Genomic DNA, 24,478 nt, shown 5'->3' with positions numbered 1-24,478 from the left:
TGTACTTCCGCCGTTCCTACGGCAGCTTGCCGGGCCCGCCGAGCTCGGCGATGTCCTCGAGCATGGCGGCCGCGAGGTCGCGCTCGGAGGCGTAGTACCGCTCGGCCCACTTGAGGGTGAGCGTCGGGTACGCCCAGGCGCTCTCGTCCTTCGCGCCCTCCACGTCGGCTGCCGCGCGACGGCGCATCTTCTCCGCGAACTCCTGGTGCTGGAGCAAAACTTCGCGCATCTGCTCCGGCTCCAGCAGGTGGCCCAGCCACAGGCGCAGCATCGGCCCGTGCTTGAGGACGGGCGGGTCGACGGGGGCCTCGCGGGCCCATTCCCGTACGGCCGCCATGCCCTCGTCCGTGATCCGGTAGACCCGCTTGTCGCGCGTCCCGGTGTCCTGGGCGACCATCCGCGAGGACGCGTAGCCGGCCTTCTCCAGGCGCTTGAGCTCGCTGTAGATCTGGCTGAACGAGGGGCTCCAGTAGAAGAACCGCAGCGACCAGTCCGACCACTTCTTCAGGTCGTAACCGGAGAGCTCCTCTCCGAAGGAGAGCAGCCCGAGTACCGCCCAGCTGGTCGCGGGGAGCACGCGCCTGTTCGTCTCGTCTGCCACGCAGCGCAGTCTACGACCGGTCCGCACGGCACCCTTCCCCCTGTGGAATATGACTGCTAGAAGTATTCCTATTCGAAGTAATGGTGCTGGACGGAGGGACCTCACCGTGAAGTTCTCGATGATCTTCGAGGCGCAGCTCGTCGACCCCACCCCCGAACGCGAACGCCAGGTCATCCACGACTGCGTCGAACAGGCCGTCCACGCCGAGGAGATGGGCTTCGACAGGATCTGGGCCGTCGAGCACCACTCCCTGACGCAGTACGCGCACATGAGCGCCTCCGAAATCTTCCTGACCTGGGTGGCCGCCCGCACGCGCCGGATCCGGATCGGTCACGGTGTCGTCACCATGCCCTTCGGCTACCAGCACCCGGTGCGCGTCGCCGAACGCGCCGCCATGCTCGACGTGCTCTCCGGCGGCCGCGTAGACATCGGCGCCGGGCGCGGCGCCACCCGCCAGGAGATGTCCATGTACGGGGTCAGGCCCGAGGACACCTACCCGCAGATGGAGGAGGCCCTGCGGATCTTCTCCTCGGCCTGGAAGGAGGAGACCTTCGAATGGCACGGCTCCCTCGACATCGGCCCCGGCGCGATCCTGCCCCGCCCGGTCCAGGGCCCGCACCCGCCGCTGTTCATGGCCTGCTCCAAGCACGACACCCTCAAGCTGGCCGCCGAACTCGGCATCGGCGCGCTGGTGATGGGCTTCGCCGGCGCCGACGACGTACGCGCCATGCGCAAGGTCTACGACGAGGCCATCGCCGCGCGCAGCGGCGAGCGCCTGGTCTCCACCGAGGTCAACGACCACCTGTCCGCGCTCTGTCCGACCATCGTCCTCGACGACGCCGAGCGGGCCATGCGGCTGGGTACGCGCGGGCAGCGCTTCTTCGCCGAATCCATCGCGCACTGGTACGGGAACGGCCCCGAGCCGACCGGGTACGCGGAGGAGGAGGACCACGTGGCGGCCCTGGACCGGGGCCGGGAGGAGCTCGTCGCCAGGCTGCACGAGGCGGACATCCCCGCCCGCCCCGTCGACACCGGCACCTACAACGCCGAGCACGCGTACGGCAGCGCCGAGACCGCCATCGCCTACGTCGAGCAGCTCCGCGAGATCGGCGTCGACGAGGTGATGTGCCTGATCCAGATGGGCACCGTCCCCCAGGAGGCGTGCATGGAGACCATCCGCCAGTGGGGCGAGAAGGTCATCCCGCACTTCCGTGCGCTGGAGGGCTGAGCGGTGGGCGAGCGGCTCGACGGGAAGGTCGTCGTGATCACCGGCGCCGGGCGCGGCCAGGGCGCCGCCGAGGCCCGGCTGTGCGCCGGGGCGGGGGCCCGGGTGGTCGTCACCGACGTACGGGAGGACGAGGGCCGGGCGGTCGCCGCCGAACTCGGCGACCAGGGGCTGTACGTGCGCCACGACGTGGCCGACGCGGCGAGCTGGGCGCAGGTGATGCAGCGGTCGGTCCGCGCCTTCGGGACGGTCTCGGCTCTGGTCAACAACGCGGCCCTGTGGCGCACCGCCCACGTGGAACAGCAGCGCCTCGAGGACTTCGAGGCGCTCCTGCGGGTCAACCTGCTCGGCCCGTTCCTCGGCATCCAGGCGGTCGCGCCGGTGCTGCGGGCGGGCGGGGGCGGCTCGGTCGTCAACATCTCCTCCACCGCCGGACTGGTCGGGATACCGGGACACGCCGCCTACGGATCGACCAAGTTCGGGCTGCGCGGACTGACCCGGTCGGCGGCGCTCGACCTCGCCGGGGACCGGATCCGGGTCAACTCGGTGCATCCGGGGGCCATCGACACCCCGATGGTGGCGGAGGCGGTGGCGGGCCGGGACTGGTCGCACGTGCCGCTCGGGCGCATGGGCCGCCCCGAGGAGGTCGGGCAGCTGGTCCTCTTCCTCTGCTCGGACGCGTCCTCGTACGTGACGGGCAGCGAGTTCACCGTGGACGGGGGGATGACGACGGCATGAGCGGCCTCCGTGCACCCGACCCCCTCTCGCCGCGGGCCCGCCTGCTGTGCGACGCGATGACCGCCGGCTTCCCCGGGCCGGGCGACCTGCACGCCCTGCGGGCGGCCGCGGCCTCCGGGTCCGGGCGCGAGGGTCCGGCCGTGGCCTCGGTGTCCGACACCGCCGCGGGCGGGGTCCCGGTCCGCGTCTACGATCCCGGACCCGGCCGGTCCGGCCGCCCCCTGGTCGTCTTCCTGCACGGCGGCGGCTGGGTGATGTGCGGCCTGGACACCCACGACGCGATCTGCCGCTCCCTGGCCGTGGCCGCGGGCGCGGTGGTCGTCTCGGCGGACTACCGGCTGGCCCCGGAACACCCCTGGCCGGCGGCGCCGGACGACGCGCTCACCGTCCTGCTCTGGGCGCGGGAGCGGGCCCGCGCGCTCGGCTGCCACCCCGGCCGGGTGGTGCTGGCGGGGGACTCCAGCGGCGGCAACCTCGCGGCCGTGACGGCGCTGCGCGCGCCGGAACTCGTAGCCGGACAGGTGCTGTTCTACCCGCCGCTGGACGCCCGGATGGACTCCGCCTCCGTGGAGACCTACGCGGAGGGCTACTTCCACACCGCCGCCCACATGGCCTGGTACTGGGACCGCTACGGCGGCGATCCGGAGCACCCGCACGTCTCGCCGCTGCGCGCCGTCGACCTGTCGGGCCTGCCGCCCGCCCTGATCGTCCTCGCGGACTGCGACGTGCTGCGCGACGAGGGCCTCGCCTACGCCCGCCGGCTGGCGGCGGCCGGCGTCGACTGCACGCTCCAGCTCCACCCGGGGGTCTTCCACGGCTTCCTGGGCCTGCCGCTGCCGGCGGGCGCCGCCGCGCTGCGGGCGGCCGGGGCCTGGGTGACGGGAGCGGGAGGGGCGGGGCGGCCGGATTCGAACCGGCGTCCTCCTGCAGTGGAGCAGGCGCACTGCCGCTGTGCTACGACCCCGCCCGGGTAGCGGATCCTACTGCCCTCCCGGGCATGATGTGTCCATGGCTGAACTGATACGGGGACTGCCGGGCGCCGCCTTGCGCAACTGCCTCCTCCTGGCAGTGGAGTTCGGTGCGATCTGGCTGCTCCGGGGACCCGGGGGAGCCTGGATCCCGGTCCTGCTGGCCGTCTTCGTCGTCGGCGCGGCCGTACCCCACGGCACCGGTGCGGAGTTCGTCGCCCGCACCTCCGTCGCACTCCTCGCGGTCGCCGTCGTCGTGGCCGGCGGGATCGCCTGGGACCAGCACACCCTCCACGACCGCGGCCGGGAGGAACGGGCGGTCGTCGCCGAACGGACCGCGGCGCAAGGCGGCTCGGCCTCGCCCCCGTCGCTGCGGCTGCGCACGGAGGCCGGCCGGGACCTGCCCGGCCGGCTGGAGCAGGACCTCCCGGTCGGCGCCCGGCTCACCGTGACCGTGGACCCCGACGGCCCGGCCTGGGCCGTCGGCGCCCGCCCGGACCGCCCCCTCTGGCCGACGGCCGGCACCGCCGCCCTGCTCCTGCTCCAGACCGCCTTCGCCGCCCGTCTCTCCCTGCGCCCCCGCGGCTAGGCCGTCCCTTTCGGGTCTTGCCGGGCCCGCGCCTACTTGATCGTGTAGGAGCAGCCCTTCGTGGTCGTGACTCCGTCGCTCTCCGCGACCTTCTTCCCGTCGACCTTGATGACGCACGGGGCCTGCTGCAGCGTGCCGTCGGCGCCGTTGATCGTGCCCGGGATCACGCTCACGAGGTAGCCCACCTTCTGTTCCGCGGCGGTGAGCTCCGCGGTGCCGCTCTTCGACCACGGCAGGGTCTGCTGCTCGAAGCCGCTGCCGATGCCGTTGTACATGACCGCCGTCCTTCCGGTGCCGCCGACCTCCAGGGTCACCTCGTGGGTCGCGCCGCCGGCCTTGGCGGGGGCGGCCGGCGCGCTCGCCGCGGGCCGGGGACCCTCGCTCTCCGCGGCCGGCTCCGGCTTCGCGCCCCCGCAGCCGGTGAGCAGTGCGGCCGCCGCCGCGCACACGGTCAGCGCGGTCACGCCGGTCATCGTCCTTCGCATGGTGCAAGTACCTCGATCTTGTTACCGATTGTGTGATCGAAAACAATGGACGCATGACCACACGTGCCCGTTCCTTCGACGCGGCAGCCGCTTCGTACGCGGCCCACCGCCCCAGCTACCCCCCGGCCCTCTTCGACGCCGTCGAGTCCCTCACCGGGCGGCCGCTCGCCGGTGCCCGGGTGGCCGACGTAGGAGCCGGGACGGGGATCGCCACCGCGCTGCTGCGCGAGCGCGGGGCCGAGGTCCTCGCCGTGGAGCCCGGGGACGGGATGGCCGCCGAGTTCCGCCGCGCGCACCCCGGGATCCCGATCGTGCGCGGCGACGGCGACCGGCTGCCGCTGGCCACCGGCTCCGTCGACCTCATCACCTACGCCCAGGCCTGGCACTGGACCGATCCGGCCCGCTCCGTGCCCGAGGCCCGCCGCGTGCTGCGGCCCGGCGGCGCGCTCGCGCTCTGGTGGAACGACGCGGACACCACCGTCCCGTGGATCGCCGAACAGGAAGAGCGGCTGCGGGTCTTCTTCGAGGTCGAGGGGGAGACCCACCGCACCCTGCCCGAAGGGCTCGGCGGGTTCGCCGGCCGGTCGGTGACCTGGACCCGGCGCATCACGCTGGACGACCACCTCGCCAACCTCGCCAGCCACTCCGCCTTCCTGGTCCTGGGCGAGGCCCGCACCAGCGCGTACTTCGCGCGGGAGCGCGAGCTGCTGGACCCGCTCTTCCCGGACGGCACCGTCGAGGAGCAGTACGTCGTGAGCCTCAAGGTCGCGGTGGTGTGAGGGACCGCAGCACCTCGGCCCGGCAGGCCGACGGCGTCCCCCAGGCGTCCCGCAGGGGCCGGGCCCTGCGCAGCCACAGGGACAGGTCCAGCTCCTCGGTGTAGCCCACCGCACCGTGGAGCTGGAGCGCCGTCATCGCCGCCCGGTAGCACGCCTCGCCCGCCGCCAGCTTCGCCGCCGCCACCTCGCCCGGGCCCGGTGACAGCGCCGCCGCCCACACCAGCGGGCGGGCGAACTCCAGGTCGAGCAGGGTGTCCGCCAGCCGGTGCTTCACGGCCTGGAAGGCCCCGATCGGCGTCCCGAACTGCGTGCGCTGCTTCGCGTACTCCACCGTCCTGGCCAGCAGCGCCTCGCCCACGCCCAGGCACTGGGCCGCCGTCAGCAGCCGCGCCCAGCGGCCGGCCGCCTCGGCCGCCCGGGCCACCGCCGGGCCCGCCGCCAGCAGTTCACCCCCGCCGGCCGGCGGGACGGACAGCCGGCGCGCGGGGTCCGTCGACCGCACCGGTTCCCCCGCCCCGCCCGCCAGCCGCAGCTCGCCCGCCCCGGACACCGTGAAGCAGTACGTCGCCGCGTCCGCGTCCAGCGCGTACGGACTCCCGCCCGGCAGGGTCAGCGTGGCCGAGGTCCCGCCCTGCGCCAGTCTCGGCAGGAACCGCTCGGCGAGCGCCTCGTCCGCCAGCTCCGCCAGCAGCACCGACACCGCGGCGCTCTCCACCACCGGCCCCGGCACCCCGGCCCGGCCCAGCTCCACGAAACCGAGGGACAGCTCCGGCGCGAGCGGGCCCGCCCCTTCGTACGCCTCCGGGACGGCCAGCGCGAACAGGCCCGTCCCCGCGAGCCGGGACCACAGGGCCCGCCCGGGCCCGGCATCGCCCGCGGCCCAGGCCCGTACCGCCCCCGGGACCTGCGCCGAGCCCAGCAGGCGGCGCAGCGTACGGGCGAAGTCCGACTGCTCGTCGGTCAGCAGGAAGCGCATCAGCGGCGGCCCTTCGGAAGGCCGAGCAGCCGCTCGGCGATGATGTCGCGCTGGATCTCGTTCGTCCCCGCGTAGATCGGCCCGGCCAGCGAGAAGACCCACGGCTCGGCCCACTCGCCCTCCGCGAGCTCGGCGTCCGCCCCCAGCAGGTCCAGCGCCGTCTCGTGCAGCGCGATGTCGTACTGCGACCAGAACACCTTGTTCAGGCTGGACTCCGCGCCGATCGTCCCGCCCGCCGCGAAGCGGGAGGCGTTCGCCCAGGTGAACAGCTCGTACGCGCGCGCCCCGACCACCGCGTCCGCCACCCGGTCCCGCAGCGCGCCGTCGGACGGGTCGCCGTGCGCGTGCCACAGCCCGACCAGCCGGTCCGCCGCGGCCAGGAAACGGCCGGGGGAGCGCAGGGTCAGCCCGCGTTCGTTGCCGGTCGTCGACATCGCGATCCGCCAGCCCTGCCCCGGCTCCCCGATCACGTCCTCGTCCGGGACGAACACCTCGTCCAGGAAGAGCTCGGCGAAGGCCGGTTTGCCGTCGAGGCGGCCGATGGGCCGCACCGTCACCCCCGGCGCCCGCAGGTCGAACATCAGGTACGTCAGCCCCTGGTGGGGTTTCGGGGTGTCGGGGTCGGTGCGGAAGATCCCGAAGGCGCGGTCCGCGAAGGCAGCCCGTGAGGACCACGTCTTCTGCCCGGTCAGCAGCCAGCCGCCGTCCGTGCGGACCGCCCGCGAGGTCAGCGAGGCCAGATCGGACCCCGACTCGGGTTCCGACCAGGCCTGCGCCCAGATCACCTCGCCGCTCGCCATCGACGGCAGCACCCGCGCGCGCTGCCGCGCGCTCGCGTGGTCGAAGAGGGTGGGGGCGAGGAGGTTGATGCCGTTCTGCGAGACCCGGCCGGGCGCGCCCGCGGCCCAGTACTCCTCCTCGAAGACCAGCCACTTGACGATGTCCGCGCCCCGGCCCCCGTACTCCTCGGGCCACGAGACCACCGACCAGCGGTCCGCGTGCAGCAGCGCCTCCCACTCCCGGTGCGCCGCGAACCCCTCGGCCGTCTCCAGGGAGGGCAGGGGGTGGGCCGGGACGTGGGTGCGCAGCCAGGCGCGGGCCTCGGCCCGGAAGGCCGTCACGTCCGCCGTGTGGGTGAGGTCCATCAGGTGTTCGCCTCCTTCAGGGCGGTGATGTTCACACCGCCGAGCGAGTCCGCGGCCGTCTGCGCGCCGTGCGCGCGGGCGAAGCGGGACTCGGCGCCCGGCCGCCCGGTGTGGTCCCACCACAGGCCGGCCCGCCGCTCGTGGAGCACGGGTGCGTCGTCGGGATCGCCGGGCGAGCGGTCGTCGGGCCTGCGGTCGTGGGGCATGCGGCGTCCATCCTTCACGAGCGAGCTTCCCTAACAAGTGTTTGGTAGGTTAACGTACGGTCATGAGCAGCGTCGAGGAGTTCCGCACCGAGGTCCGACCTCGGCGAGCTCGACATGGACGCGTAAGGCCTCGACGACCGGCAGCGGCTCTTCCTCTTCTCCCGCGCCGACACCATCCGCGCGGGCCCGGACGAGATCCAGCGCAATCCCGTCGCCGAGCGGATCCTCGGCCTTCCCAAGGAGGTACGGGCGTGACCACTCCCGGCTATGTCCCCGGGCACGGACTGCTGAAGGACCGCACCGCCGTCGTCACCGCCGCCGCCGGGGCCGGGATCGGCGGCGCCACCGCCCGCCGCCTCCTGGAGGAGGGCGCCCGCATCGTCATCGGCGACGCCCACGCCCGCCGCCTGAAGGAGACCGAGGAGGCGCTCGCCGCCGAGTTCGGCGCGGACCGCGTCACCTCCCTGCCCTGCGACGTCACCGACGAGGACCAGGTCCAAGCCCTCTTCGCGCTCGCCGAGCACACCCACGGCCGCCTCGACATCGTCGTCAACAACGCCGGCCTCGGCGGCACCGCCGCCCTCGTCGACATGACCGACACCCAGTGGTCCCGCGTGCTCGACGTCACCCTGAACGGAACCTTCCGCTGCACCCGCGCCGCCCTGCGCGCCCTGAAGGCCTCCGGCGGCGGCGGAGTGATCGTCAACAACGCCTCCGTCATCGGCTGGAGGGCCCAGACCGGCCAGGCCCACTACGCCGCCGCCAAGGCCGGGGTGATGGCACTCACCCGCTGCGCGGCCCTGGAGGCCGCGGAGTTCGGCGTACGCGTCAACGCGGTCGCCCCGAGCCTGGCCATGCACCCGCACCTGGTGAAGGTCACCAGCGAGGAGCTCCTGGCCGAACTCACCGCCCGCGAGGCCTTCGGCCGGTACGCCGAACCCTGGGAGGTCGCCAACGTCATCGTCTTCCTGGCCAGCGCCTACTCGTCGTACATGACCGGCGAGACGGTGTCGGTCAGCAGCCAGCACGCCTAGGAGGTGTCCTGGCCGAGAATGGGCGCGTGCCAACGAACAAGCCGACAGCCCAGAAGAAGAAGCCGCAGGTGACGGCCTCCCCCGAGCGGCGTCGTGAACTCCTCGACACCGCCGCCGAGGTCTTCGCCGCGCAGGGCTACAACGCCACCACCGTCCGCAAGATCGCCGACGCCGCCGGCATGCTCGCCGGCAGCCTCTACTACCACTTCGATTCCAAGGAATCGATGCTCGACGAGATCCTCTCGGCCTTCCTGACCGAACTGTGGGACGGGTACGACGCCGTCCTCGCCGCGGGTCTCGGCCCCAGGGAGACCATCGAGGCCCTCGTCACCGAGTCCTTCCGGGAGATCGACCGGCACCGCGCCGCCGTCGCGATCTACCAGAAGGAGTCGCGCACCCTCTCCGCCCAGCCCCGCTTCCACTACCTGTCCGACTCGCAGCAGAAGTTCGAGAAGGCCTGGCTGGGAACCCTGGAACGCGGGGTCGAGGCCAAGGTCTTCCGCGCCGACCTCGACATCCGCCTCACCTACCGCTTCGTGCGCGACACGGTGTGGGTGGCGGCCTCCTGGTACCGGCCGGGCGGCCAGCACAGCCCGGAGGAGATCGCCCGCCAGTACCTCTCGATGGTGCTCGACGGGATCGCACTGCGCCCCACCTGACCGACCCGACCGACCCGACCGACCGAGGAGACCCGATGCCCGAGGCCTACATAGTCGACGCGGTACGCACCCCCGTGGGGAGGCGCAACGGCGGCCTGTCCGCCGTCCACCCGGCCGACCTGGGCGCACACGTCCTGAAGGCACTGATCGAGCGGACCGGCGTGGACCCGGCCGCCGTGGAGGACGTGGTGTTCGGCTGCCTCGACACGGTGGGGCCGCAGGCCGGTGACATCGCCCGGACGGCCTGGCTGGCGGCCGGCCTGCCCGAGGAGGTGCCCGGGGTCACCGTCGACCGCCAGTGCGGGTCCTCGCAGCAGGCCGTGCACTTCGCGGCGCAGGCCGTGCTCTCCGGCACCCAGGACCTGGTCGTCGCGGGCGGCACCCAGAACATGTCGATGATCCCGATCGCCTTCGCCTCGCGGCAGGCGGCGGAACCGCTGGGCCTCACCGAGGGGCCGTACGCGGGCTCGGCGGGCTGGCGGGCCCGGTACGGGGACGCCCCGGTGAACCAGTTCCACGGCGCCCAGCTGATCGCGCAGAAGTGGGGGATCACCCGGCGGGACATGGAGGAATTCGCCCTCCGCTCCCACCGGCGGGCCGTCCGGGCCATCGACGAGGGCCGCTTCGCCCGCGAGACGGTGGCGTACGGGGACGTGGGCGTCGACGAGGGCCCGCGCCGGGACACCACCCTGGAGAAGATGGCCACCCTCAAGCCGGTGGTCGAGGGCGGCACCATCACCGCCGCGGTCTCCTCCCAGGTCTCGGACGGCGCCGCGGCGATGCTGATCGCCTCCGAGCGGGCGGTACGGGAACACGGCCTGCGGCCGCGCGCCCGTATCCACCACCTCTCGGTACGCGGCGAGGACCCGATCCGCATGCTGTCCGCGCCGATCCCGGCGACGGCGTACGCGCTGAAGAAGACAGGCATGTCCCTGGCCGACATCGACCTGGTGGAGATCAACGAGGCGTTCGCCCCGGTGGTGCTGGCCTGGCTGAAGGAGACCGGGGCCGACCCGGAGCGGGTCAACGTCAACGGCGGCGCCATCGCGCTCGGCCACCCGCTGGGAGCGACCGGGGTGAAGCTGATGACCACCCTCCTGCACGAACTGGAACGCACCGGCGGCCGCTACGGCCTCCAGACGATGTGCGAGGGCGGCGGCCAGGCCAACGTGACGATCATCGAGCGGCTGTAGGCGCCGTGCGGGTCACTCCGGGAGCAGGCCGAAGCCGAGGAGGACGGCCGCCTCGACGCGTACCGAGCCCGGGGTGAGGGCGCCGTCGTCCTCCGGTTCCCCGCCCCTGCGGCGGCCGTGGCTGTAGCCGCCCATCGACTCCGGGTCCACGTCCTCGATGTGGATGACCGGCCCCAGCCGCACCCCGCACGCCTGCGCGTACACCTCGGCCTTGCGCCGGGCGGCCGCCACCGCCCGGCGCCGGGCCTCGTCCCGCATGGCGGGCTTGTCCTCCACCTCGAACCGCACGGCGTCGACGCGGTTCGCACCGGCCGCCACCGCGTCCTCGATCAGGAGCTCCAGCTGGGCCAGCTCCTCCGTCCGCACGGTGTACGTGGCCACGCAGCCGTAGCCCAGGAAGGTCTTGTCCGCGCCGTAGCCGTTGTACTGCGAGGTGAGCTGCAGCCGCGACCCGGACACGTCCGAGTCCGGTATGCCGTGCTCGCGCAGGACCTCCCGCAGCCGGGTCACCGCCGCGCCCGCCTCGGCGAAGGCCGCCTTCGGCGTCGGGGCGAGGAGATCGACCGCCAGGTCCAGGTGGGCGAGCCGGGGTTCGGCGGACACGCTGCCCGCGCCGAGCACACTGAGCCCCCAGGGCTCCTTGATCGCTGCCATCCGATGATCAAAGCAGTTGGGGCGGGCGGCCGCCAGGGACTTCCACCACCCGTACCGGCCCGCCCGGTCCGACACGGAGGGGTGAATTTTCGCCGAGGGCGGAGCCCGCCGTCCCGCCCCGCAGGCCGGTGCGCCGCAGGTCGGCGGGGTGGAGGGGCGCAGGTCACACCCCTCGCCCCGGGACTCCCCGCGGGGAGGTGTGCTAGCTTAGAGCCCGTTGCAGTTGTGGTACCCATGAACTTTATGTGCGCCTGACGGGAATGTTCCTCAGGCGCTTTTATTGTTTTGCCGGAATCTCCGGATGGGGCCCTTCGTCGCCTATTCAGGAGATTTAAAATGGCACTTGGCACCGTGAAGTGGTTCAACTCGGAAAAGGGCTTCGGCTTCATCGAGCAGGACGGTGGCGGTCCGGACGTCTTCGCCCACTACTCGAACATCGCCACCCAGGGCTTCCGTGAGCTCACCGAGGGCCAGCGCGTGTCCTTCGACGTCACCCAGGGCCAGAAGGGCCCCCAGGCGGAGAACATCATCCCCGCCTAAGTTCTTCAGCATGCCGGGGTCCGCACCGCGAGGTGCGGGCCCCGGCTTGTCTGCATGTCTCGACCTTTGTTTTACCTGCCGGTTTCAGGAGGGCTTTCTCGCATGACCAGCTCCAGCTCCGCACGCCCCAGCCGCCGCCCCACCCGGGGTCGAGGTGCGGCCCAGGGACGTCCGAAGTCTGGCGCGGGACGGCAGAAGTCCGCGCCCGTCGCCCGGCCCCAGGAATTCACCATGCCCGAGCCGATCGCCCCGGCGCTGCCGCCGGTCGAGTCGTTCGGGGGCATGGACATGCCCGAGGCGCTGCTGAAGACCCTCGCCGCCCAGGGCGTCACCGAGCCGTTCCCGATCCAGGCCGCGACGCTGCCGAACTCCCTCGCAGGCCGTGACCTGCTCGGCCGCGGCCGTACCGGCTCCGGCAAGACGCTGGCCTTCGGCCTGGCGCTGCTGGCCCGTACCGCCGGCCGCCGCGCGCAGCCGAAGGCGCCGCTCGCACTGGTCCTCGTACCGACCCGTGAGCTCGCGCAGCAGGTCACCGACGCCCTGGCCCCGTACGCCACGGCCGTCAACCTGCGCATCGCCACCGTCGTCGGCGGCATGTCGATCAACCGGCAGTCGGGCGCCCTGCGCCGCGGCGCCGAAGTGCTCGTCGCCACCCCCGGCCGTCTGAAGGACCTCATCGACCGCGGTGACGCCGACCTCTCGCAGGTCTCCATCACCGTCCTCGACGAGGCCGACCAGATGACCGACATGGGCTTCATGCCGCAGGTCACGGCGCTGCTCAAGCAGGTCGAGCCCGACGGCCAGCGGATGCTGTTCTCGGCGACGCTGGACAAGAACATCGACAAGCTCGTCAAGATGTTCCTGACCGACCCGGTCGGCCACTCCGTCGACCCGTCGGCCGGTGCGGTCACCACCATGGAGCACCACGTCCTGTACGTCATGGACGAGACCGACAAGAAGGCCGTGGCGACGCGCATAGCCGCTCGCGACGGCCGGGTGATCATGTTCGTCGACACCAAGCGCGGGGTCGACCGCATGGTCAAGAAGCTCCTCGCCGACGGCGTGCGCGCCTCCGGCCTGCACGGCGGCCGCTCCCAGCCGCAGCGCAACCGCACCCTCGACTGGTTCAAGACGGGCGAGGTCACCGCGCTGATCGCCACCAACGTCGCGGCGCGCGGCATCCACATCGACGACCTCGACCTCGTCGTCAACGTGGACCCGCCCACCGATCACAAGGACTACCTGCACCGCGGCGGCCGTACCGCCCGGGCCGGCGAGTCCGGCAGCGTGGTCACCCTGGTCCTGCCCGACCAGAAGCGGGACATGACCCGTCTGATGTCGGACGCCGGGATCTCCCCGCGGACCGCGCAGATCAAGTCCTCCGACGAGGAACTGGCCCGGCTGACCGGCGCCAAGGAGCCCTCGGGCATCCCGGTCGTGCTGGAGGTCCCGCAGCCGACCGCCCCCAAGCCGCGCTCCGGCTCCGGTTCGGGCTCCGGCTCGCGCCGCCGCTCGGGCGGCGGGCCGCGCACCGGTGCCGCCACGGGCGGCGCTCCGGCGGCCGGCGGTCGTGGCCGGCGTTCCGGCGGGGGTGCCTCCGGGCAGGCCCCGGCGGCCTCCGGTTCGGGCCAGGCCCGGCGCGGCGGCCAGGGCGGTGGCGCTGCCGCCGGCTCCGGCGAGCGCGGCCGGCGCACCGGTGGCGGCGCCCCCTCGGGCGGTGCGGCCGCGGCCTCGGCGCGCAGCCGCGTGGGAACGGGCGGCCAGGGCCGCCGCCGGGCGGTCTGACCCCGCACGGCAAGACACCCCACTACGCCGGGCAGTGCTTCGCGCACTGCCCGGCGTCGTGCTTTCCTGCCCGCCGTCCGTCAGCGGACCATCTTGTCCTGGAGCTTGGCCAGCGTCCGCAGGTCCAGGCCGAGGCCCTGGGTCAGGTAGCCGTAGAAGCTCCCGTAGTCGGCCTCCAGCTGCGCCGTCGCCGAGTCCAGGTAGTCCTGGCGGACCTCCTGGAGCGGGATCAGCAGGTCCGGGTTCTGCATCCGGCCCGACTGCTTGAGGCCCGCCCGCACGCGGGCGTCGTAGGCGGCGCGGAAGGTGTTCGACGCCAGGTAGTCGCGCTCCGCGGTGTCCTCGGGGACGGCCAGGGCGCGCAGCAGGACGTAACTCATCCAGCCGGTCCGGTCCTTGCCGGACGTGCAGTGGTACAGGACCGGACCCTGCCGCCCGTCGGCGATCTCCCGCAGGGTCGCCGCGAACTGCGCCCGGTTCTCGGGGCTGCTCACGAAGGTGCGGTAGATGTCGCGCATGTAGGCCTCGGCGCGGCCCCCGCCGAGCATCTGCTCCTGGACGACGGGATCGCCGCTGCCGATCGCGCCGACGAGGGTTGCGTAGAGGCCGAGGTCACTGACGGGGCGCGCGGTGGGGGAGAGCCCGGTCGGCAGCCGGTCGGCGCCGTCGTACTGGAGCTCCATCGGAATGCGGAAATCGACGACCTTCGTGAGGCCGAGACCGGAGACGGTGGTGACGTCGGCGTCGGTCAGCTTGCTCAGTGCGTCGGAGCGGTAGACGAGCCCCTGGCGGACCTGGCCGCCGGTCCAGGTGCGGTAGCCGCCGATGTCCCGGAGGTTGACGGCGCCCTGGAGGGGGATCTGGCGAATCGTTTCGGCCTGCTGCTGCTGGTGCCGGGCGCTGACCCCGGCTCCGGGCGCCGCCGCCGCGTACGCGGAGGCGGGCAGGGTCCCGACGGCGAGAGCGGCGGCGGCCGCCGCGGTTGCCAGGCGGATACGGGCACAGCTCATAGGGGCGACTCCTGTGACGGAGAAGGGGGATCACCCTGGTGGTGGCAGGGTGCGGAGCGAGTGCAGTGCTTCGAGCGATTCCAGTACCTGTCGTGCTTCGGCCATGACGCGGGAGACGAGCTCCGCACAGGACGGAAGATCGTCGATCACCCCCGCGACCTGGCCCGATGCCATGACGCCGAGGTCCGTACGGCCCTCGACCATGGACGCCTTGAGGAGCATCGGGGTGTTCGCGGCGAGCAGGACCTGGCTCCAGGACAGGTCCTTGCCGTGTTTCATCGCGAGGCCGTCGCGGACCATCTGCGGCCAGCTCAGCCCGGACAGTTTCCGGAAGCCGGCCGCGTGCCGGACCGCCCGGACGAGCGCCCGGGTGCGGCCCGCCCGCTCCAGGGAGTCGACCAGCTCCGTACGGAGCATGCGGTGCGGCAGCCCGTCGACGGCCGTGGTGACGGTGACGTCCTTGACCGTGGCCTTCAGGTACTCGGCCTTCACCGCGTCCGGAACGGTCGAGTCCGAGGTCAGCAGGAACCGGGTGCCCATGGCGATGCCCGCGGCCCCGTACGACAGCGCCGCGACCAGGCCGCGCCCGTCGCTGAAACCGCCCGCCGCGATCACCGGGATGTCCACGGCGTCCACGACCTGCGGCAGCAGCACCGTCGTGGCCACGTCCCCGGTGTGACCGCCGCCCTCACCGCCCTGCACGATCACCGCGTCGGCGCCCCACGCGGCCACCTTCTCGGCGTGCCGCCGGGCCCCGATCGAGGGGATGACGACCACGCCCGCGTCCTTGAGCCGCCCGATCAGCTCCGCGGAGGGCGCCAGCGCGAACGAGGCGACCCGCACCCCCTCGTCGATGATCAGCTGGGCGCGCTCGGCCGCGTCCCCGGCGTCCGCCCGCAGATTGACCCCGAAGGGGGTCCCGTCGGGCGTGCGGGACTTGACCTCGCGGACCGCCGAACGCAGCTGGTCCAGCGTCATCGTGGCCGAGGCCAGGATGCCCAGGGCTCCCGCGTTCGCCGCGCCCGACACCAGGCGGGGGCCGGCGACCCAGCCCATGCCCGTCTGTACGAGGGGGTGCTCGACCCCGACCAGTTTCGTGAACGCCGTCTCCATCGCCATCGCCCTCGCCATCGCGTCAGGCCCGCACTTCCCGGTCGCGCAGCCCCTTGGGGTCGATCACCTCGCGGATCAGCCGCAGCTCCCCGTCGGTGGGCTCGCGGGTGTACGGGACCTCCTCGGCGGCGGCCAGCTCGAACCCGGTGGCCGCCCGGACCTCCGCGACGGTGACCCCGGGGTGCACGGAGACCAGCCGCATCGCATGTCCGGGGCCGCCGAAGTCGAGGACGCCGAGATCGCTCACCACCCGGGGAAGGCGGTGGAAGCGGGTCACCCCGGCCGCCTCCGCGCGGTCGTAGCCGACGCCGCTGACCATGTCGACGCGCTCGACGAAGACCCGGGTGGAGTGCTTGGGCACCCAGTAGCTCACCGGGTTGTTCAGGGTGTTCACGGGCGCGCCGCGCACCCCGAGGAGCTGGCGGGCCGGCCGCTCCCAGTCGCCGATGCACGAGATGTTCTGGTTGCCGAACCGGTCGATCTGGCTGGCGCCCATCATCACGTGCCGGCGGCCGCCGGTGACCATCGTCAGATGGCGCCGGTACGGGAGCCAGCCCTCGGCCGTGCCGTCGAGCCCGACGAGCATCGCCTCGCCGTCGGTCAGCAGCAGGTCGGGGGAGAAGGTGCGCTTGGCGAGCCGGGCCCCGAAGGAGGGGATCAGGCCCATCGGGCTGGCGAGCACCTCGCCGTTGCCGCGCCAGGCCTCGGCGCAGGCGATCACGCAGTACTCGGCGCGGGAGACGGTGCGCGGGGCGGTGGTGGCGTCGGTGCCGGTGGTCGTCACTGCTGCTCCTCGTGCCAGGCCCGGACGGCCAGCTGGTAGTCGTGCTCGCCCGCCCCGGACAGGAAGCGGTCGGCGAACTCGTTCCAGGGGGTGGTCGCGTACAGCTTCTGGAAGGCCTCGTCGCGGTCGTAGTCGGGGACGCAGGACGTGAAGTGCGCGCCGTTCGGCGTCTCCACGACCCCGGTCACGGAGTGCCGGCTGACGAGGAGGGACTGCGGGGGGCCGGCCTTGCTGAGCTCGGCGGTCTCCACGAGCTGCTCGCAGGAGACGTAGGCGGCGTCGGCGGCCTCGCAGAAGAGGTCGTCGAAGTAGGGGTCCGGGCCCAGGTACTGGGCGTTGCCGAGGCGGTCGGCGCGGTTGAGGTGGACCAGGGCGGCGTCCATGCGCAGGGCGGGGACGGCGACGAACTCCTCGCCGTCCTCGTAGGGGGAGGTGACCGTGCGCAGCTCCGGATTGACCCGCATCACGTCGGAGCCGAGGCCCGCACGGACGGGGAGGAAGGGGAGCCGGTTGGCCGCGGCGTGCAGGCCCCACATGAACATGGCCTCGTCGTACTCGGTGAGGGCGAGGGCGCCGCGCTCGCGGGCGGCCCGGTAGTGCGGCTCCAGCGGGATGGAGTCGAGGGTGGCGAAGGGGGCGACCAGTCTGCGGATCCGGCCGGCGGCCGCCAGCAGCCCGACGTCCGGGCCGCCGTAGGAGATCACGGTGAGATCGGTGATCGCGGAACGGAGCAGTGCTCGCACCAGGGCCATGGGCTTGCGCCGCGACCCCCAGCCGCCGATGCCGATGGTCATGCCGCTGCGCAGCCGCCCGACCACCTCTTCGGGGGTCATCACCTTGTCCGCCCTGCCTGCCCCGTCCGCCCTGCCGCTCATGCGGGTTCTCCCTTCCCGAAGGTGTCGCGGACCCGGTCGGCCACCCCGCTGAGGTTGGCCTCGAAGGTGAAGCCCTGCTCGAAGCGGTAGCTGCGGCGCACGTCCACGGGGTCGATGCCGTTGATGGCCGCCTTCGCGAGCCGGATCAGGTAGCCGTCCTTCTCCGCGATCTCGGCGGCCAGCTCCAGGGCGGCGGCGCGCAGCTCCGCGCGCGGGACCACCTTCCAGACCGAGCCGTGGGCGTGCAGTTCGGCGGCGGTCGCGGTGCGCGAGGTGTAGTACAGCGCGCGCATCAGGTGCTGCGGGACCAGCCGCGCCAGGTGGGTGGCGGCGCCGAGCGCGCCCCGGTCCAGCTCGGGCAGCCCGAAGGCGGCGTCCTCGGAGGCGACGATCGCGTCGGCGTTGCCGACGAGCCCGATGCCGCCGCCCAGGCAGAACCCGTGCACCGCGGCGACGACCGGCACCTCGCACTCGTAGACGGCGGCGAAGGCCTCGTAACAGCCCCGGTTGGCGCCGACGAGGGCGGCGTGCCCGGTGTCGCGCTGCATCTCCTTGATGTCGACGCCGGCGTTGAAGCCGCGGCCCTCGGCGGCGAGCACGACGCACCGGATCCCCGGGTCGCGGCCGGCCGCCCGCAGGGCGTCGGCGAGGTCGTACCAGCCCTGTACCGGGAGCGCGTTGACGGGTGGGAAGTCGACTGTGACGAGTGCGATGCCCTTGTCGGGGCTGGAGGTGGAGACACCCATGAGCGGATCAGCTACCTTTCCACCAAACATTTGTTAGGTGAGGAAGGTAGCAGCCTATGGAGCTCGACGGGAGGGTCGTCGTCGTCACCGGAGGAACCCGGGGCGTCGGCGCCGGGATCGCCCGGTCGTTCCTCGCGGCCGGCGCGGACGTGGTCGTCTGCGCCCGGCAGCCTCCGCCGCAGGCGGTGGCGGCGGACGGCCGGACGGCCGCCTTCACCCCGGTCGACCTGCGCGACCCCGCCGCCGTGCACGCGTTCTTCGGCGCGGTCGCGGGCCGGTACGGGCGGCTCGACTGCCTGGTCAACAACGCGGGCGGCACCCCGTACCGGCTGCTGGGCGAGGGCGAGGCACAGCGCCACGCGCGCGTCGTCGAGCTCAACCTGCTCGCGCCGATGACCGCCTCGCTCGCGGCGTACCCCTGGCTGCGGGAGGCACGGGGCTCGGTGGTCATGATCGGCAGCGTCAGCGGGACCCGCCCCTCGCCGGGAACGGCCGCGTACGGCGCCGCCAAGGCAGGGCTGGAGAACCTGGCCCGGTCCATGGCCGTCGAATGGGCCCCCGACGTACGGGTCAACTCACTGGTCCTCGGCATGGTGCGGACCGAACTGGCCCACCTGCACTACGGCGACGAGGCCGGCATCGCGGCGGTCGGCGCCACCGTCCCGCTGGGGCGGCTGGCGGAACCCTCGGACGTCGGGGCGGCAGCGGTGTTCCTGGCCTCGGACCGGGCGGCGTACGTGAGCGGGGCGAGCCTGCTGGTGCACGGGGGCGGCGAGCGCCCGGCGTTCCTGGACGCGGCAACTGTCAACAAGGAGAACTGAGATGGCGGGACTGTGTGAAGGCCGGGTCGTGGTCGTGACGGGCGCGGGGCGGGGGCTGGGGCGCGCCCACGCGCTGGCCTTCGCGGCGGAGGGGGCGAAGGTCGTCGTCAACGACCTCGGGGTCGGGCTCGACGGGCTGCCGGGACCGGACGGCCCGGCGGCCCGGGTGGTCGCCGAGATCGAGGCGCTCGGCGGTGCGGCGGTCGCGCACGGCGGGGACATCGCCACCTCGAAGGGGGCGGCCTCGCTGGTCGCGACGGCCGTGGACACCTTCGGGCGCCTGGACACCCTCGTCAACAACGCGGGCTTCCTGCGGGACCGGATGCTGGTCAACCTCGACGAGGACGACTGGGACGCGGTCATGCGGGTCCACCTCAAGGGCCATTTCCTGCCGCTGCGGTCGGCTGCCGCGTGGTGGCGGGCGGAGGCGAAGGCGGGCCGGCCCGTGGCCGCCCGGGTGGTCAACACCTCCTCCGGGGCAGGCCTGCTGGGCTCGGTCGGCCAGGGCAACTACAGTGCGGCCAAGGCGGGGATCCTCGCCCTCACGGCGGTCGCGGCGCAGGAGATGGGCCCCTACGGGGTCCAGGTCAACGCGATCGCCCCGGCGGCGCGGACCCGGATGACGGAGCGGACCTTCGCCGAGACCATGGCCGCCCCCGCGGCGGGCGGCTTCGACGCCATGGCCCCGGAGAACGTCTCCCCGCTGGTGGTGTGGCTGGGGGCGGACGCCTCGGCGGGGGTCACGGGCCGGGTCTTCGAGACCGAGGGCGGCCGGATCACGGTGATGGAGGGCTGGCGGCCGGGCCCCACGGCGGACCGGGGAGCGCGCCGGACCCCGGCCGAGGCGGGGGAGGCCGCCCTGGAACTCCTCGCGGCGGCGCAGGCGCCGCTGCCCGTGTACGGCGCGCGGTAGGCCTACGGTTCTCTGGTCCGGGAGGACCGGAGAACGAAGGGACAGGAACCGGCGATGGCCATCACACCGAGCCCGCAGAAGATCACCACGTTTCTTATGTTCGAGGGGCGGGCGGAGGAGGCGATGACCTTCTACCTCTCGCTGTTCGACGACGCCGAGGTACTGGGCATCAGCCGCTACGGCGCCGACGACGCCGGGGGCGGCGAGGAGGGCAAGGTGCGCCACGCCTCCTTCTCTCTGGCCGGGCAGACGCTGATGTGCATCGACAGCTCGGTCAAGCACGAGTTCGGCTTCACGCCCGCCGTGTCGCTCTACGTCCAGTGCGACGACGAGGCCGAGATCGAACGCCTCTACGGAGCCCTCGCCGAGCAGGGCACCGCGCTGATGCCGCTGGGCTCCTACGGGTTCAGCGACCGCTTCGGCTGGGTGAACGACCGCTTCGGCGTCTCCTGGCAGCTGAACCTGCTGCACGGGCCGGGCGCCGCGCAGTGAGCACCGGGGGTCCGGGCCGGGACCACCGGCCCGGACCCCCGGCAGCCTTTCCCGCTCGGCGGGAACCCGGCCGCCCGCCCGCCCGCGCCCGCGGCGAACACCGCGTACGGATCACCTACGAGCGGTGAAACGGCCCGGAACTGAAGCGGGCCCGGCCCCCTGGCGAGGGGTCGGGTCCGAGTCTTCATCCGTGCGATGTCCTATGACTACCCGCTACATCCATTCGTTGAACCGCAACCAGCCCATCATGTTGTCCATTTCCTGTTCCGACACCGCCGGCCGCGGGTCGCGGTGCCGTGCGGCGGCCGTTCGGCCGGCCCGCGCGCAGGCCAGTACGGCCGGTCACGGCCGGGCCGGTTCGCGCTCTCCGGACGCGGCGGGCCGGTGACGGGCGTACGGGTCACCCGGGCCGGCCGGGACAGGCCTGTGACGCGCTGCGGTGCGGCGAGGAACTGGGCGCCGCCACCGACCTGCTGGACCGGGTGTGGGATGCGCCGTCGGTGTGCCCGCCGGGGGAGAAGCCGTTCTTCCTCGTCGCCGACCGGGGCATCCCGGGGATGGTCATCGTGAACGGGGCGGGGGAGCGGTACGCCAACGAGGCGCTGCCGTACCACGCGTTCGTGGACCGGATGTACGCCGCCGACCGGCCCGGGGCGCGGACCGTGCCGTCCTGGCTGGTCCTGGACGCCCGCTCCAAGGCCCGGTACCTCTTCGCCGGGCTCTTCCCCGGACAGCCCCTTCCGCCGCTTCAACGGGCACGCCGAGCGGGGCGTGGACGAGGACTTCGGACGGGGACGGCCGGGTGCTCCGCGAGGACGGCGGGCCGATCGCCGGGCTCTACGCCCGCGGCAACTGCTCGGCGGCGGTGATGGGGGAGACCTACCCCGGACCGGGCGCGACGATCGGCCCGGCCATGGCCTTCGGCTGGGCCGCCGTCAACGCCATCGCCGCCGGGCTCGGCTGAAGGCGCCGGGGCACCGGGGCGCGGGACATCGGGGCGGCGGGCCCGCACTGCCCGCCGCCCCGGATCGGGCAGGGTCGGTTCAGGAGAGCTTGCCGTTGTAGTCCGGCAGCTTGACGGTCCGCTCCGCGTGACCGCCGACGAGGTCGGTCGGGCTGTTGCCGATGTTGGCGATGATCGTGTAGCCGCGCGCCTCGATCTCCGCCCGCTTGCCCGTCTTGTAGGCGCTGACCTCGTCGAACAGGTCGGGCAGGTCACGGACGTAGAGCCCCGAGACCGGGTAGCCGACGGCCTTGAGGTTGCGCTCGGTGAGGGAGTGGATGATGCCGGGGCGGGCGGTGACGAAGAAGATCGCGACGCCGCGTTCGTGCGCGTACTGGGTCAGCGCGCGGACCTTGGTGATCGCGGGGGTCGGGAACGTCCAGAACCAGTGGAAGTCCGTCTCCAGCGAGGTGTTGTCGATGTCGAGGACGAGGGCGGGCTTCTCACCGGCGGGCGATGCGGCGATGCGCGCCTCGATGGCGGGCCGGGCCGCGTCGATCACGGCGGCGACGTCCCGCTGCCAGGTGGCGTAGTCGATGCCGAGGATCGCGGCGTTGCCACCGGGCGCGGAGGCGGCCGCGGGCGCGGCCGCGGGAGCCGACACGGGAGCCGGCGCCGCAGCGGGCGCGGCCTGGGCCGCGGCGGCCGGAACCAGCGTCAGGACGGCGGCGGCCGCGGCCACGCCGGCGGCGGCGGTACGGGGCATACGGGTGCGGCGGGTGCTGCGCATGGGGGGCGCTCCTCGGTCACGAGTTGGCATGTACGTGACCAGAGTTGGCGAGAACCGACCTCATGTCTACTGGCCGGTAGGAAACTTTTTGTGGCCGCGCGGTGAATGATCTAGGCCGTCTCTTTCGGATCTTGCCGGCCGAGCCCGCGGCGTCCGGTGCCGTACCCGGCAAGGCGGAGGTGCGCCCTGCGTACTGGACGTACTCGGGCGCCCCGACAACGCGGCCGGGTGCGGTGCCGGGCGTCGCGGGCCCGGCAAGATCCGAAAGGGACGGCCTAGGTGGTGCAGTCGAGGACGGTGCGGCACAGCCCGCACCGGGCCCGCAGCCGCCCACCCACCGGCACCCGCAGCCGCTGCGCGCACACCGGGCACGGGAAGCTCACCCGCAACCCGGCGCCGTTCCCCTCCGGTTCGAAGCGGTACGCGGAGCCGTCGCCAAGGCCGGCCCCGGTGCGCCGCGCCTTCGCGTACCGCCGCCGCGCCAGAGGCCCGGCGGCCGTCAGCGGAGCCCGGCGGTGGTCGCGCTCGGCCAGCGCGCGCCCGCGCACGTAGGCCTCGTAGGCCTGCGGGCTCGTGAACCAGGGGGCGGGGTCCTCGCCGAACAGGGCGGCGCGCTTGGCGAGCACGTAGCCGAACTCCTCCGGCGTGAGGTAGCCGAACCTCTGGTGGGTCAGCGCGTCCTCGCGGTAGGCGTCCAGGAGCAGCCAGCCCGCCCCCAGGTACGCGGCGGCGGTATCGGTGAGGATCTCGTTCTCCGTGGTGCCGGGGAAACGCAGGTCCAGGCGGTGCAGCAGGACGTGGGCCACCTCGTGCGCGAGGGCGGCCGCCAGGTCGCGGCGATGGGTGCGGAAGCGGTCGTTGACCTCCACGAAGTACTCCGGCCCCGCGGCCAGTTCCACGGTGGCGGCCTGCTCCATCGCCCGGAAGGAGACCACCAGGCGCGCGTCGGGCAGCCGGAGCGCCCGCACCGTCGCGGCGGCCACCCGCTGCGCGCCCAGGTGGAGGTCGTCGGTGGCGTCGAAGGCGGCGTCGGCGGGGGCGAAGCTCGTGTCGTAGGCCCGGATCCCGTCGGCCGACAGCCGGCGGAAGAGCGCGGTGATCGAGGCGCGCACGGTCGCCAGATGCGGAAATCCGTGCTCGACGGGGCTGTCCGGCCCCCTGTTCTCCGTCACCGAGCCCTCCTTACCGCAATCCCTGCCGTCGGGACGGGAGTTGGCCGAAATTGCCTTCTTGATGTCCACCACACGCCTGTTGTGTCATGGACCCGTCATTCACCCGATGACGCACACGCACAGCCCAACCCCCCACGAAAGGCAGTGTGTTGACTGTGACCACCCTTGTGCAGTTGATGAAGCGCACCCTCGCCGTCGGCGCGGTCGCCCTCGCCGCCGTCAGCCTCCAGCCCGGCACCGCCAGCGCCGGCCCGGCACCCGTCGTCGGCGGCACCCGCGCCGCCCAGGGCGAGTTCCCCTTCATGGTGCGCCTCTCCATGGGCTGCGGCGGCGCCCTCTACACCCAGCAGATCGTCCTCACCGCCGCCCACTGTGTGAGCGGCTCCGGCAACAACACCTCCATCACCGCCACCGCCGGAGTCGTCGACCTCAACAGCTCCAGCGCCATCAAGGTCAAGTCCACCAAGGTCCTCCAGGCCCCCGGCTACAACGGCAAGGGCAAGGACTGGGCCCTCATCAAGCTCGCCAAGCCCATCAACCTGCCCACCCTCAAGATCGCGGACACCAAGGCCTACGACAACGGCACCTTCACCGTCGCCGGCTGGGGAGCCGCCCGCGAAGGCGGCGGCCAGCAGCGCTACCTCCTGAAGGCCAACGTCCCCTTCGTCTCCGACGCCAGCTGCCAGAGCTCGTACGGCAGCGACCTCGTCCCCGGCGAGGAGATCTGCGCCGGCCTGCCCCAGGGCGGCGTCGACACCTGCCAGGGCGACTCCGGTGGCCCGATGTTCCGCCGCGACAACAACAACGCCTGGATCCAGGTGGGCATCGTCAGCTGGGGCGAAGGCTGCGCCCGGCCGAACTACCCCGGCGTCTACACCGAGGTCTCCACCTTCGCCGCCGCGATCAAGAGCGCCGCGGCAGGCATGTAGCCCCGCCCGTTCCGCCCGCCCGCCCTCCCGGCCGGTCACCCACCGGCCGGGAGGGCGGGCGCCGGTCCCCCGGCGGGTTAAGGGTGCGGACGAGCGGGGCACGTCCCGAACCGGCTTCCGGATGACCATCACCACCTCCGACCCCGACGGCGAAGCGCGCGGCTCCCCTCGGAAGGACGCCGCCCCGGCCGTGCCGGTTGAGCGGCCCGGGCCGCACACCAGCCCCGCCGACGTGTGAGGCGCGGGGTCCGGGGCGGACGCGGTGCGCCGGACGGCCCGCGCCCGTGCACCCGCGCCCGCACTCGCTCCCGTA

28 protein-coding genes, 1 tRNA gene and 2 pseudogenes are annotated in these 24,478 nt (G+C 73.2%); 17 read left to right on the top strand and 14 right to left on the bottom strand.

All coding sequences use genetic code 11. The features are described from left to right. Positions 1 to 16: 16 nt before the first annotated feature. On the bottom strand, positions 17 to 601 hold the full coding sequence (locus tag ACXNSR_RS10845) for a PadR family transcriptional regulator (protein ID WP_458641872.1): 585 nt from the start codon (positions 599 to 601) through the stop codon (positions 17 to 19). Positions 602 to 707: 106 nt separating this feature from the next. On the opposite strand from ACXNSR_RS10845, the gene ACXNSR_RS10840 reads away from it, so the two are divergent. From ACXNSR_RS10840 to ACXNSR_RS10830, 3 genes and pseudogenes are all read left to right on the top strand, one after another. Then, on the top strand, positions 708 to 1,829 hold the full coding sequence (locus ACXNSR_RS10840; protein WP_458641871.1) for an LLM class flavin-dependent oxidoreductase: 1,122 nt from the start codon (positions 708 to 710) through the stop codon (positions 1,827 to 1,829). A 3-nt stretch (positions 1,830 to 1,832) separates the two neighbouring features. After that, positions 1,833 to 2,564 (top strand): glucose 1-dehydrogenase, encoded by a 732-nt coding sequence (locus tag ACXNSR_RS10835; RefSeq protein ID WP_458641870.1) that lies wholly within the window; start codon positions 1,833 to 1,835, stop codon positions 2,562 to 2,564. Continuing rightward, positions 2,561 to 3,376, top strand: a pseudogene (locus tag ACXNSR_RS10830) (alpha/beta hydrolase); the annotation flags it as partial. The gene ACXNSR_RS10835 and the pseudogene ACXNSR_RS10830, both read left to right, overlap by 4 nt. Positions 3,377 to 3,456: 80 nt before the next feature. Here the strand turns inward: ACXNSR_RS10830 and ACXNSR_RS10825 are convergent. Next, positions 3,457 to 3,530, bottom strand: a tRNA-Trp gene (locus ACXNSR_RS10825). A gap of 42 nt (positions 3,531 to 3,572) precedes the next feature. Between ACXNSR_RS10825 and ACXNSR_RS10820 the strand changes: the two genes are divergently transcribed. Beyond that, a complete protein-coding gene (locus tag ACXNSR_RS10820; protein ID WP_458641869.1) occupies positions 3,573 to 4,121 on the top strand; it encodes a hypothetical protein in 549 nt (182 codons plus the stop codon). A gap of 32 nt (positions 4,122 to 4,153) precedes the next feature. On the opposite strand, the gene ACXNSR_RS10815 is transcribed toward ACXNSR_RS10820, so the two are convergent. Further along, a complete protein-coding gene (locus tag ACXNSR_RS10815; RefSeq protein ID WP_458643262.1) occupies positions 4,154 to 4,594 on the bottom strand; it encodes a hypothetical protein in 441 nt (146 codons plus the stop codon). Between the two features lie 65 nt (positions 4,595 to 4,659). Between ACXNSR_RS10815 and ACXNSR_RS10810 the strand changes: the two genes are divergently transcribed. Then, on the top strand, positions 4,660 to 5,385 hold the full coding sequence (locus ACXNSR_RS10810) for a class I SAM-dependent methyltransferase (protein WP_458641868.1): 726 nt from the start codon (positions 4,660 to 4,662) through the stop codon (positions 5,383 to 5,385). Here ACXNSR_RS10810 and ACXNSR_RS10805 read toward each other — a convergent pair. From ACXNSR_RS10805 to ACXNSR_RS10795, 3 genes are read right to left on the bottom strand one after another with little or no spacing between them, the layout of a single operon-like run. After that, positions 5,366 to 6,361, bottom strand: a complete 996-nt coding sequence (locus tag ACXNSR_RS10805; RefSeq protein WP_458641867.1) for an acyl-CoA dehydrogenase family protein — start codon at positions 6,359 to 6,361, stop codon at positions 5,366 to 5,368. The genes ACXNSR_RS10810 and ACXNSR_RS10805 overlap by 20 nt on opposite strands. Beyond that, positions 6,361 to 7,506 carry an acyl-CoA dehydrogenase family protein gene (locus ACXNSR_RS10800; RefSeq protein ID WP_458641866.1) on the bottom strand — a complete coding sequence of 382 codons (1,146 nt, stop codon included), beginning with the start codon at positions 7,504 to 7,506 and terminating at the stop codon, positions 6,361 to 6,363. The genes ACXNSR_RS10805 and ACXNSR_RS10800 overlap by 1 nt, the downstream gene beginning before the upstream one ends. Then, entirely contained in the window at positions 7,506 to 7,712 is a 207-nt protein-coding gene (locus tag ACXNSR_RS10795) for a hypothetical protein (protein ID WP_458641865.1), read from the bottom strand. Before ACXNSR_RS10795 ends, ACXNSR_RS10800 begins: the two co-directional genes overlap by 1 nt. 129 nt (positions 7,713 to 7,841) lie before the next feature. Here ACXNSR_RS10795 and ACXNSR_RS10790 point away from each other — a divergent pair. The 4 genes and pseudogenes from ACXNSR_RS10790 to ACXNSR_RS10775 form a co-directional block, all read left to right on the top strand. After that, positions 7,842 to 7,967: pseudogene (locus ACXNSR_RS10790) on the top strand (acyl-CoA dehydrogenase); the annotation flags it as partial. Beyond that, complete coding sequence (locus ACXNSR_RS10785; RefSeq protein ID WP_458641864.1) at positions 7,964 to 8,746, top strand: SDR family oxidoreductase; 783 nt, start codon at positions 7,964 to 7,966, stop codon at positions 8,744 to 8,746. The pseudogene ACXNSR_RS10790 and the gene ACXNSR_RS10785, both read left to right, overlap by 4 nt. A 26-nt stretch (positions 8,747 to 8,772) precedes the next feature. Next, positions 8,773 to 9,405 (top strand): TetR/AcrR family transcriptional regulator, encoded by a 633-nt coding sequence (locus ACXNSR_RS10780; protein ID WP_458641863.1) that lies wholly within the window; start codon positions 8,773 to 8,775, stop codon positions 9,403 to 9,405. Between the two features lie 35 nt (positions 9,406 to 9,440). Continuing rightward, entirely contained in the window at positions 9,441 to 10,598 is a 1,158-nt protein-coding gene (locus tag ACXNSR_RS10775; protein ID WP_458641862.1) for an acetyl-CoA C-acetyltransferase, read from the top strand. A gap of 12 nt (positions 10,599 to 10,610) precedes the next feature. On the opposite strand, the gene ACXNSR_RS10770 is transcribed toward ACXNSR_RS10775, so the two are convergent. After that, complete coding sequence (locus tag ACXNSR_RS10770) at positions 10,611 to 11,252, bottom strand: SIMPL domain-containing protein (protein ID WP_458641861.1); 642 nt, start codon at positions 11,250 to 11,252, stop codon at positions 10,611 to 10,613. Between the two features lie 336 nt (positions 11,253 to 11,588). Between ACXNSR_RS10770 and ACXNSR_RS10765 the strand changes: the two genes are divergently transcribed. Together ACXNSR_RS10765 and ACXNSR_RS10760 are read left to right on the top strand one after the other, a co-directional pair. Beyond that, the gene (locus tag ACXNSR_RS10765) at positions 11,589 to 11,792 is read left to right on the top strand and encodes a cold-shock protein (RefSeq protein ID WP_030028954.1); all 204 of its coding nucleotides are present in this window, start codon (positions 11,589 to 11,591) and stop codon (positions 11,790 to 11,792) included. 102 nt (positions 11,793 to 11,894) lie between these two features. Then, entirely contained in the window at positions 11,895 to 13,577 is a 1,683-nt protein-coding gene (locus tag ACXNSR_RS10760) for a DEAD/DEAH box helicase (RefSeq protein ID WP_458641860.1), read from the top strand. 80 nt (positions 13,578 to 13,657) lie between these two features. On the opposite strand, the gene ACXNSR_RS10755 is transcribed toward ACXNSR_RS10760, so the two are convergent. Genes ACXNSR_RS10755 through ACXNSR_RS10735 form a run of 5 tightly spaced genes read right to left on the bottom strand, consistent with a single transcriptional unit; the run spans position 13,658 to position 18,105 of the window. Continuing rightward, positions 13,658 to 14,587 (bottom strand): tyrosine-protein phosphatase, encoded by a 930-nt coding sequence (locus tag ACXNSR_RS10755; protein ID WP_458641859.1) that lies wholly within the window; start codon positions 14,585 to 14,587, stop codon positions 13,658 to 13,660. Positions 14,588 to 14,617: 30 nt separating this feature from the next. Further along, positions 14,618 to 15,706 (bottom strand): NAD(P)H-dependent flavin oxidoreductase, encoded by a 1,089-nt coding sequence (locus ACXNSR_RS10750; protein ID WP_458641858.1) that lies wholly within the window; start codon positions 15,704 to 15,706, stop codon positions 14,618 to 14,620. A 16-nt stretch (positions 15,707 to 15,722) separates the two neighbouring features. Beyond that, positions 15,723 to 16,484 (bottom strand): CoA-transferase subunit beta, encoded by a 762-nt coding sequence (locus ACXNSR_RS10745; RefSeq protein ID WP_458641857.1) that lies wholly within the window; start codon positions 16,482 to 16,484, stop codon positions 15,723 to 15,725. Then, a complete protein-coding gene (locus tag ACXNSR_RS10740) occupies positions 16,481 to 17,359 on the bottom strand; it encodes a CoA transferase subunit A (RefSeq protein WP_458641856.1) in 879 nt (292 codons plus the stop codon). The genes ACXNSR_RS10745 and ACXNSR_RS10740 overlap by 4 nt, the downstream gene beginning before the upstream one ends. Beyond that, the gene (locus ACXNSR_RS10735) at positions 17,356 to 18,105 is read right to left on the bottom strand and encodes an enoyl-CoA hydratase family protein (protein ID WP_458641855.1); all 750 of its coding nucleotides are present in this window, start codon (positions 18,103 to 18,105) and stop codon (positions 17,356 to 17,358) included. The genes ACXNSR_RS10740 and ACXNSR_RS10735 overlap by 4 nt, the downstream gene beginning before the upstream one ends. Before the next feature lie 56 nt (positions 18,106 to 18,161). Between ACXNSR_RS10735 and ACXNSR_RS10730 the strand changes: the two genes are divergently transcribed. The 5 genes from ACXNSR_RS10730 to ACXNSR_RS10710 all read left to right on the top strand — a co-directional run bounded on the left by ACXNSR_RS10730 (position 18,162) and on the right by ACXNSR_RS10710 (position 21,295). Beyond that, complete coding sequence (locus tag ACXNSR_RS10730) at positions 18,162 to 18,926, top strand: SDR family oxidoreductase (protein ID WP_458641854.1); 765 nt, start codon at positions 18,162 to 18,164, stop codon at positions 18,924 to 18,926. 1 nt (position 18,927) lies between these two features. Further along, positions 18,928 to 19,839, top strand: a complete 912-nt coding sequence (locus ACXNSR_RS10725; protein ID WP_458641853.1) for an SDR family oxidoreductase — start codon at positions 18,928 to 18,930, stop codon at positions 19,837 to 19,839. 54 nt (positions 19,840 to 19,893) lie between these two features. Beyond that, entirely contained in the window at positions 19,894 to 20,331 is a 438-nt protein-coding gene (locus tag ACXNSR_RS10720) for a VOC family protein (protein WP_458641852.1), read from the top strand. 296 nt (positions 20,332 to 20,627) lie between these two features. Next, entirely contained in the window at positions 20,628 to 21,200 is a 573-nt protein-coding gene (locus ACXNSR_RS10715) for an FAD-binding protein (RefSeq protein WP_458641851.1), read from the top strand. Then, positions 21,134 to 21,295, top strand: a complete 162-nt coding sequence (locus ACXNSR_RS10710) for an FAD-binding protein (RefSeq protein ID WP_458641850.1) — start codon at positions 21,134 to 21,136, stop codon at positions 21,293 to 21,295. The genes ACXNSR_RS10715 and ACXNSR_RS10710 overlap by 67 nt, the downstream gene beginning before the upstream one ends. A gap of 79 nt (positions 21,296 to 21,374) precedes the next feature. On the opposite strand, the gene ACXNSR_RS10705 is transcribed toward ACXNSR_RS10710, so the two are convergent. Together ACXNSR_RS10705 and ACXNSR_RS10700 are read right to left on the bottom strand one after the other, a co-directional pair. After that, positions 21,375 to 22,064 carry an HAD family acid phosphatase gene (locus ACXNSR_RS10705; protein WP_458641849.1) on the bottom strand — a complete coding sequence of 230 codons (690 nt, stop codon included), beginning with the start codon at positions 22,062 to 22,064 and terminating at the stop codon, positions 21,375 to 21,377. A 275-nt stretch (positions 22,065 to 22,339) separates the two neighbouring features. Further along, positions 22,340 to 23,236, bottom strand: a complete 897-nt coding sequence (locus tag ACXNSR_RS10700) for a hypothetical protein (RefSeq protein ID WP_458641848.1) — start codon at positions 23,234 to 23,236, stop codon at positions 22,340 to 22,342. 176 nt (positions 23,237 to 23,412) lie between these two features. Between ACXNSR_RS10700 and ACXNSR_RS10695 the strand changes: the two genes are divergently transcribed. Next, positions 23,413 to 24,165: a S1 family peptidase gene (locus tag ACXNSR_RS10695; protein WP_254723033.1), complete on the top strand. Its 753-nt coding sequence runs from the start codon at positions 23,413 to 23,415 to the stop codon at positions 24,163 to 24,165. Positions 24,166 to 24,478 lie beyond the last annotated feature (313 nt).

This window comes from Streptomyces sp. NC-S4 (assembly GCF_054353315.1).
The sequence above is the reverse complement of the archived record's forward strand: the minus strand, read 5'-3'. Positions and strand labels throughout refer to the sequence as shown.